General features: G+C 37.0%; 14 protein-coding genes. 3 read left to right on the forward strand and 11 right to left on the reverse strand.

The window, feature by feature from the left end; all coding sequences use genetic code 11:
* Window positions 1-220: 220 nt before the first annotated feature.
* Complete coding sequence (locus LOK41_RS00895; RefSeq protein WP_174098984.1) at window positions 221-1,099, reverse strand: YitT family protein; 879 nt, start codon at window positions 1,097-1,099, stop codon at window positions 221-223.
* 149 nt (window positions 1,100-1,248) lie between these two features.
* On the opposite strand from LOK41_RS00895, the gene LOK41_RS00900 reads away from it, so the two are divergent.
* Complete coding sequence (locus tag LOK41_RS00900) at window positions 1,249-1,503, forward strand: DUF2624 domain-containing protein (RefSeq protein ID WP_174098983.1); 255 nt, start codon at window positions 1,249-1,251, stop codon at window positions 1,501-1,503.
* A gap of 18 nt (window positions 1,504-1,521) precedes the next feature.
* Here LOK41_RS00900 and LOK41_RS00905 read toward each other — a convergent pair whose 3' ends face one another.
* Both LOK41_RS00905 and LOK41_RS00910 read right to left on the reverse strand, forming a co-directional pair.
* The gene (locus LOK41_RS00905) at window positions 1,522-2,418 is read right to left on the reverse strand and encodes a deoxyribonuclease IV (RefSeq protein WP_241814792.1); all 897 of its coding nucleotides are present in this window, start codon (window positions 2,416-2,418) and stop codon (window positions 1,522-1,524) included.
* Between the two features lie 341 nt (window positions 2,419-2,759).
* Window positions 2,760-4,070 carry a DEAD/DEAH box helicase gene (locus tag LOK41_RS00910; RefSeq protein WP_241814793.1) on the reverse strand — a complete coding sequence of 437 codons (1,311 nt, stop codon included), beginning with the start codon at window positions 4,068-4,070 and terminating at the stop codon, window positions 2,760-2,762.
* 181 nt (window positions 4,071-4,251) lie between these two features.
* On the opposite strand from LOK41_RS00910, the gene LOK41_RS00915 reads away from it, so the two are divergent.
* Both LOK41_RS00915 and LOK41_RS00920 read left to right on the forward strand, forming a co-directional pair.
* Window positions 4,252-4,890: a YqfQ family protein gene (locus LOK41_RS00915; protein WP_241814794.1), complete on the forward strand. Its 639-nt coding sequence runs from the start codon at window positions 4,252-4,254 to the stop codon at window positions 4,888-4,890.
* Between the two features lie 90 nt (window positions 4,891-4,980).
* Window positions 4,981-5,931 carry a 4-hydroxy-3-methylbut-2-enyl diphosphate reductase gene (locus LOK41_RS00920; RefSeq protein WP_241814795.1) on the forward strand — a complete coding sequence of 317 codons (951 nt, stop codon included), beginning with the start codon at window positions 4,981-4,983 and terminating at the stop codon, window positions 5,929-5,931.
* A 321-nt stretch (window positions 5,932-6,252) separates the two neighbouring features.
* Here the strand turns inward: LOK41_RS00920 and LOK41_RS00925 are convergent, their stop codons facing one another.
* From LOK41_RS00925 to ccpN, 8 genes are all read right to left on the reverse strand, one after another.
* On the reverse strand, window positions 6,253-7,374 hold the full coding sequence (locus LOK41_RS00925) for a Nif3-like dinuclear metal center hexameric protein (RefSeq protein WP_241814796.1): 1,122 nt from the start codon (window positions 7,372-7,374) through the stop codon (window positions 6,253-6,255).
* Window positions 7,371-8,078 (reverse strand): tRNA (adenine(22)-N(1))-methyltransferase, encoded by a 708-nt coding sequence (locus LOK41_RS00930; RefSeq protein ID WP_241814797.1) that lies wholly within the window; start codon window positions 8,076-8,078, stop codon window positions 7,371-7,373. Before LOK41_RS00930 ends, LOK41_RS00925 begins: the two co-directional genes overlap by 4 nt.
* A 212-nt stretch (window positions 8,079-8,290) precedes the next feature.
* Window positions 8,291-8,647: a cytochrome c550 gene (cccA, locus tag LOK41_RS00935; RefSeq protein ID WP_174098976.1), complete on the reverse strand. Its 357-nt coding sequence runs from the start codon at window positions 8,645-8,647 to the stop codon at window positions 8,291-8,293.
* Between the two features lie 383 nt (window positions 8,648-9,030).
* Entirely contained in the window at window positions 9,031-10,152 is a 1,122-nt protein-coding gene (gene rpoD, locus LOK41_RS00940; RefSeq protein WP_003200669.1) for an RNA polymerase sigma factor RpoD, read from the reverse strand.
* A 59-nt stretch (window positions 10,153-10,211) separates the two neighbouring features.
* A complete protein-coding gene (gene dnaG, locus LOK41_RS00945) occupies window positions 10,212-12,008 on the reverse strand; it encodes a DNA primase (protein WP_241814798.1) in 1,797 nt (598 codons plus the stop codon).
* Between the two features lie 38 nt (window positions 12,009-12,046).
* Window positions 12,047-12,505 carry a YaiI/YqxD family protein gene (locus tag LOK41_RS00950; protein WP_241814799.1) on the reverse strand — a complete coding sequence of 153 codons (459 nt, stop codon included), beginning with the start codon at window positions 12,503-12,505 and terminating at the stop codon, window positions 12,047-12,049.
* 402 nt (window positions 12,506-12,907) lie between these two features.
* Complete coding sequence (locus LOK41_RS00955) at window positions 12,908-13,720, reverse strand: pyruvate, water dikinase regulatory protein (RefSeq protein WP_241814800.1); 813 nt, start codon at window positions 13,718-13,720, stop codon at window positions 12,908-12,910.
* Window positions 13,721-13,749: 29 nt separating this feature from the next.
* Window positions 13,750-14,382 carry a transcriptional regulator CcpN gene (gene ccpN / locus LOK41_RS00960; RefSeq protein ID WP_241814929.1) on the reverse strand — a complete coding sequence of 211 codons (633 nt, stop codon included), beginning with the start codon at window positions 14,380-14,382 and terminating at the stop codon, window positions 13,750-13,752.
* Between the last annotated feature and the right edge of the window lie 16 nt (window positions 14,383-14,398).

A 14,398-nucleotide genomic window follows, 5' to 3' on the forward strand; every position in this document is an offset into this window, starting at 1 on the left:
ATTTACTTCTATATAAATTATAGTATAGCTTATTATAGTTGTAAACCAATCTGCCTAAAATATATTCTTTATTTAAAGCAACCTTATTATTATAACAAAAAGCAGAGAAAATCTCTCTGCTTTTTAAGGATATTCAAAAATCACGACCAAGATAGCTACCACAACTCTTCGCGCATCAGAATTGATCGCCTCTCTTTATCTTCTTTTTAAACATATACTTTTAATGAATAGCTGATTTAAATTTACCACCATTTGTTTCTTGCGTATTCATAATTGTAACAAAGGCGTTTTCATCAATTTCATGGACAATTGATTTTAATTTCGTTACTTCAAGACGTGTAACGACTGCATAAATTACCTCTTTTTCTTTATCTGTATAACCACCTTTAGCAACAAGTTTCGTTGTCCCACGACCGAGGCGGTGTAAAATTGCATTTGATACTTCTTCATATTGATCTGATACAATTAATACTGCTTTTGTTTCATCCAACCCTTGAATAACCGTATCAATCGTTTTAAAAGCAATATAGTATGTCATAACAGAATACATCGCTTGCTCGACACCAAATACAAATGCTGCCCAAGCAAAAATAAATAGATTTACAAACATCACGAATTCACCGACAGAAAACGGTAATTTCTTTGTTAATAAAATCCCCATAATTTCTGTACCATCCAATGAACCACCATGACGAATAACAAGCCCTACACCAAGCCCTAAAATAAGACCACCAAAAACTGTTGCTAAAATAGGCTCTGTCGTAAATGGTTTAAAGGTATGTAATGTTGACTCAATAAACGCTAAAGCCACAATTCCAAAAGCAGAAGATAACATGAATGTTTTCCCGATTTGTTTATAACCAGAATACATAAACGGGATATTGAGGATAACAACCAAAGTAGAAAAACTCAACCACCAAATGTTAGGAGTAAGATAATCTAGTATGAGGGAGACACCAATAATTCCACCATCAATAATTTTGTTCGGCATTAAAAACAGTTCAATTGCTACCGCCGCACATGCCGCTCCAAAGACAATCATCACCAAACGATACAATAGATGGATAACACTTTCTTTTCGATGTTGTTTCTTCTCCATAAGCCCTCCTTATATTCTCTATATAATTTTGTTCTTTTATTATAACATACTCCTCTTTTCATCATGGAAAAAAACACCTGGTATACGAATATATACAAGCACCGCACACATATATTTCGATATAAGAACGCCTGAAGGAGGATTATATCGTGAACCTTATCAAACATATTGTAAATAAAAAATTAAATCATATGACCACAAAAGAATTATTGAAATATAGTAAAGAATATGAAGTTCCTATTACAACTGAACAAGCTGAGCAAATTGTCCCTTTACTAAAAGGAAAAAATGTCAATATTTACGATACAGGAGAAAGACTAGAACTTTTAAAAAAAATCGCAAAAGTAACCTCTCCATCTACTGCTCAACAAATAAATACATTATTTCAGAAACTATTAAAATAAGGAGGGGAATTCCCCTCCTTATTGTTCTTTAATCTTCTCAAGAAGACCTTCATCAAATGAACCACTCTTTAACATTTCAATTTCAAATTTATATGGTGGTTTTTTATCTTTCTTATCCTCGCCCACATAAGGTGTTTCAAGAATTTTTGGTACATGCTGTAATTGCGGATGGTGCACAATATGATGTAACGCTTTGTACCCAATATGGCCAAAACCAATATTTTCGTGACGGTCTTTTCCGGCTCCACGTACATTTTTACTATCATTAATATGCAACACTTGCAAACGATCAATCCCAACAATTTTATCAAATTCGTTTAATACACCATCAAAATCATTCACAATATCATAACCTGCATCATGTGTATGACATGTGTCAAAGCATACAGATAATTTTTCGTTATATTTTACGCCATCAATAATTTTTGCAATTTCGTCAAAACTACGTCCGCACTCTGTTCCTTTTCCAGCCATCGTTTCTAGTGCAATGTTTACTGTCTGTTCTGGCGTCAACACTTCATTTAGCCCTTTAATGATTTGCTGGATACCAGCTTCAGCTCCTGCCCCAACGTGAGCACCTGGGTGAAGTACAATTTGCTTCGCTACCCCTAACGCTGACGTTCTTTCAATTTCCATACGAAGGAAATCCACACCTAGTTGAAATGTTTCAGGTTTTGTCGTATTCCCAACATTAATAATATAAGGCGCATGGACGATAATTTCCTCAATACCATTCAGTTCCATATGTTTTCGTCCAGCTTCTATATTTAACTCTTCAATTGGTTTTCTTCTCGTATTTTGCGGTGCACCTGTATAAATCATAAACGTTGTCGCACCATATGAAACAGCCTCTTCACTCGCTGCTAATAACATCTTCTTACCACTCATAGAAACATGAGATCCAATCTTTAACATATAATCACCTCTTCAATATACAATAGCTATAATGATAGCATAATTTGTAGAAATATGTAGTGAATTGTTTGTTCCTAAAAGAATATATACAAACACAAATTGAAAAACCGGGTAAAAACCATTCTTTTCAGGTCGGAAGAGAGCGTCCGGCCATGGATAGAAGCGGTCAGTTCCCTTTTTGCCCCCATATCAAGTAAGAACAAAGGGAGAAAGCGAGTGGAGAGCTTCTTTTGTTTTCATAGCAGCGACTTATATGTTGGAAAATCAAGATGGATATATACAACAATAAGCTCATTACTCTTTCAACATGAGGAGATAAAAAAAGATAAGGGATCTCCCCCTTATCTTTTCTTATTGCTATATTTTCTCTTCACTTTTTCACGTTCAGTGGCAAGTTTTTTCTTATAACCTGGCTTAACCTTTTTCGGCTTTTTAACAACTTTTGTTGCCATAATATCTAATTCATCATTTGGTTTTTTACGACTTTTACGACGACGACGCTCACCTAAATCTGCCCATTCGTCTCCACGTAAATCTACATGTTTGAATGTAATATTACGTTGTTTTTCTAAGCTATCTAACGCTTCTTCGTTTGCTGGATCATAAATTGTCACTGCGATACCAGAATAACCAGCACGTGCTGTTCTTCCAACGCGGTGAACGAAGAAATCTAAATCCGAAGGGATTTCATAGTTAATTACATGGCTTATTCCTTCGATATCAATACCACGTGCCGCTAAGTCTGTCGCCACAATATATTGAAATTCTAAATCACGAATTTGCTTCATCATTTTTTTACGATCACGCGGAGTTAAATCACCATGGATTCGTCCAACTTTCAATCCACGCTCTGCTAATCCATTCGCCACTTCATCTGCCATTTTTTTCGTATTTGTAAAGACGATTGCTAAATATGGCTTAAATTGAAGTAACATATTTTTTACTAATTCGATCTTATTGCGATGTCTAGAAGGTACTAAATAATGCTCAATATTTCCTGCCGCAACTTGTTTCGGATTAATATGAATATGCTCTGGATTCTCCATGTACTTCTTCATAAACGGCTTTAATTTTTGAGGGATCGTTGCAGAGAAAACAAGCATTTGCAAGTTTTTTGGCATGCGTGCTGCAATTTTATCCACATCTTGAATAAATCCCATATCAAGCATTAAATCTGCCTCATCGACAATAATAGTAGATGCTGTATGAACAAATAGCGCTTGTTCTTCTACTAAATCTTTAATGCGCCCCGGTGTTCCAACAACGACATGAGGTTGCTTTTTCAGCTTTTCAATAGAGCGTTGTTTGTCCGTTCCGCCAATTAAACAACGTGCTGTAATCATTTGATCTTCCGCACAAAACTTTGTTAACTTCACAATCTCTTGATAAATTTGTTGTGCTAACTCACGAGTAGGCGCTGTAATAACAAGTTGTACTTCTTCACGTTTTGCATCAATTCTGTTTAAAGTTGGAAGTAAGTATGCATGTGTTTTCCCAGAACCGGTTTGAGACTGTCCAATTACACTCACACCTTTTTTTACAACTGGAAAAATTTTCTGTTGAATTTCTGTCGGCTCCGAAAAGCGTAGTTCACGAACTGCATCTATTAAAAATGGTTGAAAATTATACTGCGTAAATGTTTGTAGTGTCATAAGTTACACCTTCTTTCTAAAATTTCTACTGCGCGCACAAATCAGTCAAGTCTACATTATATCGAAATCTAATAGTAAAATCCATCTTTAGTTTAGGTTTTCACTTCAAAAACTAACCTTATTCCTTTTCATTGCATATTGTATGTGTATATACCTAACTGAAGAAAGGAGGGTTTCTATTATGTATCCGAAACCCCCTATGGGGCAAATGTATGCAAGACAGCAACAACCATACACCCCATATCCCATACCTAATTTACCGCCTATGATGCAAAAAAAGAAAGGATTTCTCGCTAAACTATTCCAAAAGCAAGATCCGACTCATGCCTTTATGCAGATGGTTCCTCCCTATCGACAAATGGAGGGACGACCGATGATGCATCAACATCAGCAGCCCTATATACAGCCACCACAACAAATGATATCGCCTCAAATGAATGACCATAATGAAATACGTGGCTCAGCACCGGTGACACCTAGCGCTAGCAGTGGTATTGGTAGCTTCTTTTCCAATCTAATCTCCAATCCTACTGGCATGTTAAATAATATTGAAAAGGTTGCTCAAGTCGCTCAATCTGTAGGACCTGTCGTCCAGCAGTACGGACCCATTGTGCGTAGCATACCAAGTATCGTAAAAATTCTCACTTCCGGAAAAGGTGCTGCTGAAGAATCAACAGAAGAGACGGAAGTAATCGCTGCACCTTCATCACTTTCAACAAAGAAAATAAAGAAGAAAATAATTTTAGAACCCGTTATTGAACAAGACCTTCCGAAAGAGGATATCCCGCGTATGGCACCAAAACCGAAACTATATGTCTAACAATCCTTTGTTTTCTGTCCACTCCTCCTTTATAATAAAAAAGACTATGTACAAAAAGGATTCCTTGTTTAGAAGGAGAGGATTACTCACATGAAAATTGTTAAAATTTCCCCTCGTGGTTATTGCTACGGTGTTGTTGATGCGATGGTCATTGCACGCAATGCCGCACTAGATAAAACGTTACCGAGACCAATTTATATTTTAGGTATGATTGTTCATAACAAACATGTAACAGATGCTTTCGAAGAAGACGGCATTATTACATTAGATGGTCCAAGTCGATTAGAGATTTTAGACAAAATTGATTCTGGTACCGTTATTTTCACAGCACATGGAGTTTCTCCAGAAGTTAAAAAACGTGCAATAGAAAAAGGATTAACGACAATCGATGCAACATGTCCAGACGTTACGAAAACACATGACCTCATTGAAGCAAAAAAAGCGGAAGGATACCATGTGATTTATATTGGTAAAAAGGGGCATCCGGAACCAGAAGGTGCTGTTGGTATCGCACCTGATATCGTCCATCTTATTGAAAGGGCAAATGATTTGGAAACACTAGAAATCCCAACAGAGAAAATTTTAGTTACAAATCAAACAACAATGAGCCAATGGGACGTTCAGCACCTGATGGAAGACATTCAGAAAAAATTCCCAACAGCTGAATTTCATAAAGAAATTTGCTTAGCAACACAAGTTCGTCAAGAAGCCGTTGCTAAACAGGCTGATGTGGCTGATTTAACGATTGTTGTTGGTGATCCTAAAAGTAATAACTCAAACCGTTTAGCTCAAGTATCACAAGAGATTGCTGGTACAAAGGCATACCGCGTTGCAGATGTAAGCGAAATTCAATTAGAGTGGCTACAAGGTATCGAAAACGTCGCTGTTACTGCAGGAGCATCTACACCAACACCGATTACAAAAGAAGTAATTGCCTTTTTAGAACAGTATGATCCGATGAACCCAGCAACTTGGGAACGTAAACGAAACGTACCACTTCAAAAAATCTTGCCGCGTGTAAAGGCAAAAAAACAACAATAAAAAAATCCGTTGCTAATTCGCTAGCAACGGATTTTTTATTACACTGTTTATCCCGCACTAACGTGCAGTAATACTCCCACCTCAAAATTCGGTGCAAGCAATGTCCAGCTCTAGCGGCTAGAATCTCCGGTCGTTTCGCCCCCTCGGACGAGGCAAAAAGCGCCTCTCTGTCGTGTGCTCCAACGTCCTGCGATTCTGAATGAGCCGCTTCCGCTTTTCTAAAGAAGTTAGGTGGGAGATAAACTACCCGTAAAGGCCCGATTGGTGAGGACTGAGAATCAGTGAAGGATGAGGAACCCCCCCACTGATTAAAGTTTCACTTTATACAAAAGTAAACGGATCTGTATGTAACCTTGAAGCATGAATTTGCACAGCAAATTTTTTCTCATCCACTTTTTGTTGCAACTGCTTTTGTACACCATGTTTCATTACTTTTTCCACATTATGTCCTGGGTCAACAATATTTAATCCGAGCATCATTGCATCGTGTGCAACATGATAATACATATCACCTGTTACATATGCATCTGCTCCTTTAAATTTCGCTTGCGTAATATATTTATTCCCATCACCGCCAAGCACTGCTACTTTCCGCACTTTATCGTCTAAATCCCCAACAACTCGTGCGCCTTGTACATCTAATGCAGATTTCACATGATCAGCAAACTGACCTAATGTCATTTCTTCTTGCAAATATCCAATCTTACCAAGCCCTAACGTTTCTCCCTTATTATCAAGTGGATACACATCATAAGCAACTTCCTCATATGGATGAGCTATTAACATGGCTTTTACGACTTTTCGCTCTAGTGAAGCTGGAATAATCGTTTCAATCCTTACCTCTTCTACACGCTCTAACTGCCCAGTTTCGCCTATATGAGGGTTCGTCCCCTTTCCAGGCATAAATGTACCTATCCCTTCGCTATTAAACGTACAATGGCTATAGTTACCGATATAACCTGCTCCAACATCCCCAAGTGCTTTCCGAACTTCTTCAGCATGCGTTACGGGTACAAATACAACAATCTTTTTCATTTCTTCCGAGTATGTCGGAACAAGTACTTCTGTATTTTGTAATCCTAACGCGTCAGCAAGTAAATCATTTACTCCACCTTTTGCTACATCGACATTTGTATGTGCCGCATAAACAGCGATATCGTTTTTGATACAAGTTTCAATAATTCGCCCATAAGCCTTATCTGTATGAATCGCTTTTAATGGATTAAAAATAAGAGGATGATGAGCAATGATTACATTCGCTCCTATTTGAATCGCCTCTTCTACAACTGCTTCTGTAACATCTAATGCGATCAATACATGCTGAACCGGCTTATTTAATGCCCCAATCTGCAAGCCAATCTTGTCACCTTCCATCGCAAGATGCTTTGGATACATACTTTCAAATAAAGAAATTATCTCATGCCCATTTGGAATTTTACTCATGATAAAACCTCTCCTATCATTTTCATTTTCTCTGCTACTTCATCCCGTTTCGCTTTTGTGTCTTCCGAATTTGCTGCACGTTCTAGTTGCTTCAAGATATTTTGAAAGTTTTTTGATTCACCTTCCCATTTCTCAATAAAAGCATCATTCTTTTCTTTCATCAAAAACGGTCCAATAAATAGCTCAGCTTGTTTATTTTCAGAGTAAGGTGCTAAAGGATTTCCTTTTTCTCCAACTAAAATCTCATAAATTTTGCCGTCTTCTTTTATAATTTTTTCATGAATAAGCTCCCAACCATTTTCAATGAACCATTCACGAATATGATGCGCGGCAATATTCGGTTGTAAAATTAAACGCTTTACACCATTTAGTTTTTCTTTTCCGTTCTCTAAAATATCACGAATTAACGCGCCACCCATACCAGCAATCGTAATCACATCAACCTCTCCTGGTGTAATGACAGCTAACCCATTCCCTTTTCGAACATCTACCTTTTCTTGCAAGCCACTTTCTGCTACTGTAGCCTGCGCAGAACGAAATGGTCCATCTACCACTTCTCCTGCTACTGCCTTTGTAGCAATATGATTTATAATTGTATAGCACGGTAAGTACGCATGGTCAGAGCCAATGTCTGCAACTGTAGATCCTACCGGAATTTCCCGCACTACTTCTTCTAATCTTTTTGAAAGCTTCACTTCATTCATTTATTCCCATTGCTCCTTCTCTTGTCAGTCTGTCTCCATGATAATGAATTTACAGTCCTTGTTGCAAGTAAAGAAACAAAACAATTTATTTATTTCATCTGATTTTAGGATAAAAGAAAAAACAAGCTCTCCGCCAATAAGCAAAGAACTTGTTTTTTGGTCGTATTCCACTACATGCGAATCATACAATTCTCACAGATTAAAGGTTCACCCTATTTTTTCTTAGCTAACCAATCGGCTACTTTAGAAGCTTGATCAGCTGGAATTAAATTTGGCGGCATATTCCCTTTCCCTTTTACAATTACTTCTTTAATTTCATCTTTAGAAAGTTTTCCACCAACCTTTTGTAAGCTAGGCCCTACTGCACCTTGCAACTGATCACCATGACAGCTCGCACAACTCTGCTTCACAATATCTTCTGGTTTCGATGCCGTTTGCGCTGGTTTCCCCCCATTTTTCGCATCGGCCAGCTCTTTAGATTTATATAACCCCTCAAACGAAAATACAAACATAATAACAATCCCTATTACAGCAATGAGTGCAAACGGAATCAATGGATTACGTTTCATACTTCTTTCCCCCCTCTACGCCCCTAATAGTTAGATGATTCAGTTATTTCCATTGTACTTGAAAACGCTCTATCAGAAAAGACAAAACTATCAGTTGTTAAAAATATTCCATAAATTCAGTTTATTGATTATCTCTCTTTTATCGCATATTATTTTGATAAATATCAACGCTTCTCATCATATTTTTTGTTTTTCTACATATATTTTTGTATAGAATAAACGAAATTAATCGAAAAATCGAAAAATGAGCATTTGCAAATCAAAAGACAATTCTGTAAAATAAATTACAAGAATTGTAATCGTTACTCACAGCTAAATTTTAACAAAAATTAACAAAATAAAAAAGTTTACTTCACAAATGTGAAGTAAACTTAAAAAGAACCCTATTCTAAGAAATCTTTTAGACGTTTGCTACGGCTTGGATGTCTTAATTTACGAAGCGCTTTTGCTTCAATTTGACGAATACGCTCTCTCGTTACGCCGAATACTTTCCCAACTTCTTCAAGCGTACGAGTTCGTCCATCATCTAAACCGAAACGAAGACGTAAAACATTTTCTTCACGATCTGTTAGTGTGTCTAACACATCTTCTAATTGTTCTTTTAGCAACTCATACGCTGCATGGTCCGCAGGTGATGTTGCTTCTTGGTCTTCAATAAAATCGCCTAAATGCGAGTCATCCTCTTCACCAATTGGTGTTTCAAGAGAAACTGGCTCCTGTGCAATTTTTAAGATTTCGCGTACTTTTTCTGGAGCAAGATCCATTTCTTCTCCAATCTCTTCTGGAGATGGTTCACGCCCTAAATCTTGTAACAATTGACGCTGTACACGGATTAATTTATTAATTGTTTCAACCATATGAACTGGAATACGAATTGTTCTCGCTTGGTCTGCAATGGCACGTGTAATCGCTTGACGAATCCACCAAGTTGCATACGTACTGAATTTAAAACCTTTACGATAATCAAACTTTTCAACAGCTTTAATTAGACCCATATTTCCTTCTTGAATTAAGTCTAAGAAGAGCATACCACGGCCTACATATCGTTTTGCAATACTTACAACAAGACGTAAATTCGCTTCCGCAAGACGGCGCTTCGCTTCTTCATCACCTTCTTCAATGCGTGTTGCAAGTCGAATTTCTTCTTCAGCGGATAGTAGGTCGACACGACCGATTTCTTTTAAATACATTCGAACAGGGTCATTGATTTTCACACCTGGTGGCACACTTAAATCATTTAAATCGAATTCCTCTTCGGTCTTTGTGATTTGGTGATTATTCGGACCTTCATCGTTGTCGCCAACTAAATCAATTCCTTGTTCACCTAAATATTCATAATATTCATCCATTTGATCGGATTCAATTTCAAATCCATTCATGCGTTCTGCAATCTCTTCATATGTAAGAACGCCACGTTTTTTTCCGAGCTCAGTGAGTTGTTCTTTCACTTGCTCAAGAGTCATATCAGTTTCAATTTGTTTAGAACGAGCTGGTTTATCAGCCATTTGTTCCCCTCCTTACGCGAGATACAAACATTCATTATAATAAAATTTTATACAAAAAGCTATCTTCTTGCTTTCTGATTTTGTAAATATGCTGCATAAAATTTTGCAGCTTCTACTGGATCTGTTTTTTCCATTTGCTTTACTGCAAAAATGGTTTCCATTTTTTTAAGCTTTTGCTTGTGGCGGCTTAGCGCCTCTAAGTGACCTTGCAATACCTCGTCTGTGTATTCTGGATTAATGAATTCATCCGTTGAAATATTGGTAATAATATTTTTCAATTTCTCATCAGAGAGCCAACTCAAGAAATTCCCGACTGAAGGTTCATTTCCCTTTTCATAATATGCGTATAGTTCATATAAAATCCCTTTATGTTCTTCCGTATGAAAATCTTCTATATGAGGTTCAATACGGAAAGCAACTTCTGCACTTTGTAGCATATGGTAAATGAGCTCTCTTTCTGCTCTTTCAAAACCTGAAAATTTCGGTTTTGCCTGAACGATTTGAGGCGGCTTAGAAATTTGCTTTGTTTGTTTTTGCTGTATCTTTTGTTCTTTGCGATATTGGTGTAATTGGCCTAAAAGTGTTTCCATTGAGTAAGCAAATTCTTGCGATAATGATTTTAAATATGACTCTGCTTGCATTGCATCTTGCAATAATGCTAGCTCCTTTAAAACACTTTTCACATATTCTTCTTTACCAGACTCATCTTGCAAATTTTTCCCTAAACGCAAGTAATTTATTTTGAATCCAACAAAACTTATACTAGCCTTTACAAGATTTTCAAACGCCGCTGTTCCATATTGTTGCACATATTCATCAGGATCAAGCTTATCTGGCAATGAAGTAACCTTGACGTGACAACCAACTTGCAATAACAATTGCCCTGCTTTCATTGTCGCTTCTCGTCCTGCTTTATCACCATCATAGCAAAGAACAACAGTTTCAACATTACGCCGCAGAAGTTTCGCCTGTTCTTCTGTTAGAGCTGTTCCCATCGTCGCAACTGATTCCTCAATCCCACTTTTTACAGCAGCTAATACGTCAGCATACCCTTCAAATAGAACAACTTGCCCTCGTTTTCTGATAAACGACCTTGCTTGATGGAAGTTATACAGCAACTTACTTTTGTGAAAAATAGGTGTTTCTGGGCTGTTTAAATATTTCGGAGTATCATCTCCCAATGCCCTGCCACTAAACGCTGCTACTTTCCCTTGTAGTGTGTGAATTGGAAACATGACTCTTCCTCGAAAACGGTCATGATGACTGCCATCTCTTTCACTCCGTACAAGTAAGCCAGCTTGCTCCATGGTTGATAGCGAAAAACCTCTTTTTTGTAATATTTTTGCTGCTGCATCCCAAGCTGGGGATGCATAACCAATTTCAAACTTTGCAATCATCTCTTTTGTAATACCTCGATTTAGCAAATAGGAAAGAGCTTCATTGCCCTCTTCTGTATTCACTAAAAGATGGTGATAGTATTTTTTCAAAAGTTCGTGAGCCTGTAACATAATGACACTGTCATCAGATATGTTCTCTTGTTGTTCTTGTCCCGATGTATAATCTACAACCGAAATATTATTTCTTTCTCCAAGCTTTTGCACAGCTTCTATGAAAGAGAGTCCTTCCATCTTCATGAGAAACGAAAAAACATTTCCTCCCTCTCCACATCCGAAGCAATGAAAAATTTGCTTGTCTGATGAAACAGAAAATGAAGGCGAATTCTCACCATGGAATGGACAAAGGCCAAAATAATTGCGCCCTTGCTTTCTGAGCTGAACATACTCACCAATCACTTCTACAATATCAGATGATGTCCGAATCTGTTCAACAACTTCTTCGGGAATTCTGTTCCCCATAACTCCATCTCCGTGTCGTATTTTGTATTCGATACAAATTAAAGGATTCCTTTATAATTCGACAATATTTTTTCTAAATTTGTTAAAAAGCATTGTCGATCGTGCGTTGAAAATGATTTTGGACCTTTTGTATACGTCCCTTGTCTGCGTAACTTCGCAGATACATATCTACTATATAAAATTGTATCCATTTGCTCATCAATCACAAATGTACCTCTTGGAGATAATACATATACTCCTTTTTTTACAAGAAGACCAGCAAGTCCCATATCCTGTGTGATCACGAGATCTGAAGCTTTGGCGTGTTTATAAATATAAAAATCCACCTCATCTTGCTCAGAATCTACATATATCCAATTTCCTTGCTGTTTTCTCGAACGATGGGCGTAGGATGCAACAAACAAAATTTCGACATGAAATTTTGTTCCAACTCGCACAATTTCATCCTTCACAGGACATGCATCTGCATCAACTAGAATCTTACTGATGTTTTGCATATTTCTGTATTCTACATCCCTTCTGTGAATCCTTCCATAATGTGCGTTTTCTTGTCCGGATTTTTGTCGATTTTACGTAAATGTATACCTTTTCCGTAAATCCTATCCCTAGTTTATTCTGAAAAATTAAAGTCTAAACGTAAAATGTACCTTTTTATCACAATTTTTTATTATAATATATTTTCTCTAACTTCGCTACATATCCTTTAAAATTTCACCCAGCTATTTATAGGTAGTAGTACTCCACTTCAAAATCCAAGTAGAATAAAAAAATTAGACGAGAAATAAACTGGCTTTACAAGCCCGATTGGCAAAAGCTAATAATTAGTGGGGATGAAAAATACTGATTAAAGTTTCACTTTATCTCGAGCGAAAAAAGCACATTCACCTTTAGTAAATGTGCTAAAACATTTTTTGGTTTTGCACTGCATTCACAATAATATTTGCTGTTTCCTCAATCGCCTTATTTGATACATCAATAACTTGACAATTTATTCTACTTACTACTTTCTCAAAGTGATCAATTTCTTCTTTAATACGATTGATGTTTGCATATGTCGCTCCATCACTTAATCCAAGTGATTTTAATCGTTCTTTTCGAATATGATTTAACTTATCCGGTGTAATTTTCAAGCCGAAACATTTTTCTTTCGCAACTTGATATAGTTCTTCAGGCGGGTCCACTTCTGGTACAAGTGGTACATTCGCAACCTTCAATCGTTTATTATGAGCTAAATATTGTGAAAGTGGTGTTTTAGAAGTACGTGATACACCAATCAATACAATATCGGCTTTCAAAATTCCACGTGCATCTCTACCGTCATCGTATTTAACAGCAAACTCGATTGCTTCAATCTTTTTAAAATATTCTTCATCTAATCTACGTACAACACCAGGTTCATACCTTGGAACTTGTCCTGTGATTTCCTCAATTTGATCGATAAGAGGACCAATAATATCATAGGCCTCTACTCCCTCTTTTGCCGCTTCTGTTAGCATATATTGACGCATTTCTGGTTTTACTAATGTAAAACAAATAAGTGCTTGATTACTCTTTGCAATTGAAATTACTTCTTTTAATGTCCCTGCATCTTCCACATAGGGTACACGTCTAATATCAGGAGCGAATGGAAACTGTCCCATTGCAGCTCGAACAACTAAATCAGCCGTCTCTCCAACAGAGTCAGATACGACATATACGATTTTATTATCCATTACATTACCTCACTTTAAACAAATTACACTTATTCATTGTTTACTAAATTCACAAATGCACGCGTAATATTTGTTTTTGTAATTCGACCAACAACTTCTAGTCCTTGTTTCGTATCTTTCACAACTGGTACAGCATCAATCTGTCTTTCTATTAATTCCATCGCAACATCATATAGAGGATCCTCCCTACGGCACATTGCGATATTCGGCATCCTTGTCATGATAATATTAACCGGAAGCGATGTTAAATCCTGCTTTCCTAAGCTTGCACGTAATAAATCTTTACGAGAAACTACCCCAACTAGAAGCGTCGCTTGCTCTACAACAAACAAAGTACCAACATCTTCTAAAAACATGGTACAAATCGCATCGTATACGGAAATATTTTTATCAACTACGACCGGCCTAGATTGATAATCTTGAACCTTAACTTTCTTAACAGCTTCTGATAACAACTGCCCTCCAGTTTTTCCTGTATAAAAATAGCCGACACGTGGACGTGCTTCTAAATAACCTGCCATCGTTAAAATCGCTAAGTCAGGTCTTAACGTTGCACGCGTTAAATTTAATTGTGCCGCAATTGATTCTCCTGTAATAGGACCGTGATCTTTTACAATCTGAATGATATGTTCTTGCCGTTTATTCAGTTCTATGATAATCACCACCTTCAATGCACAA

This window comes from Bacillus sp. TL12, assembly GCF_022625245.1.
GTDB lineage: Bacteria > Bacillota > Bacilli > Bacillales > Bacillaceae_G > Bacillus_A.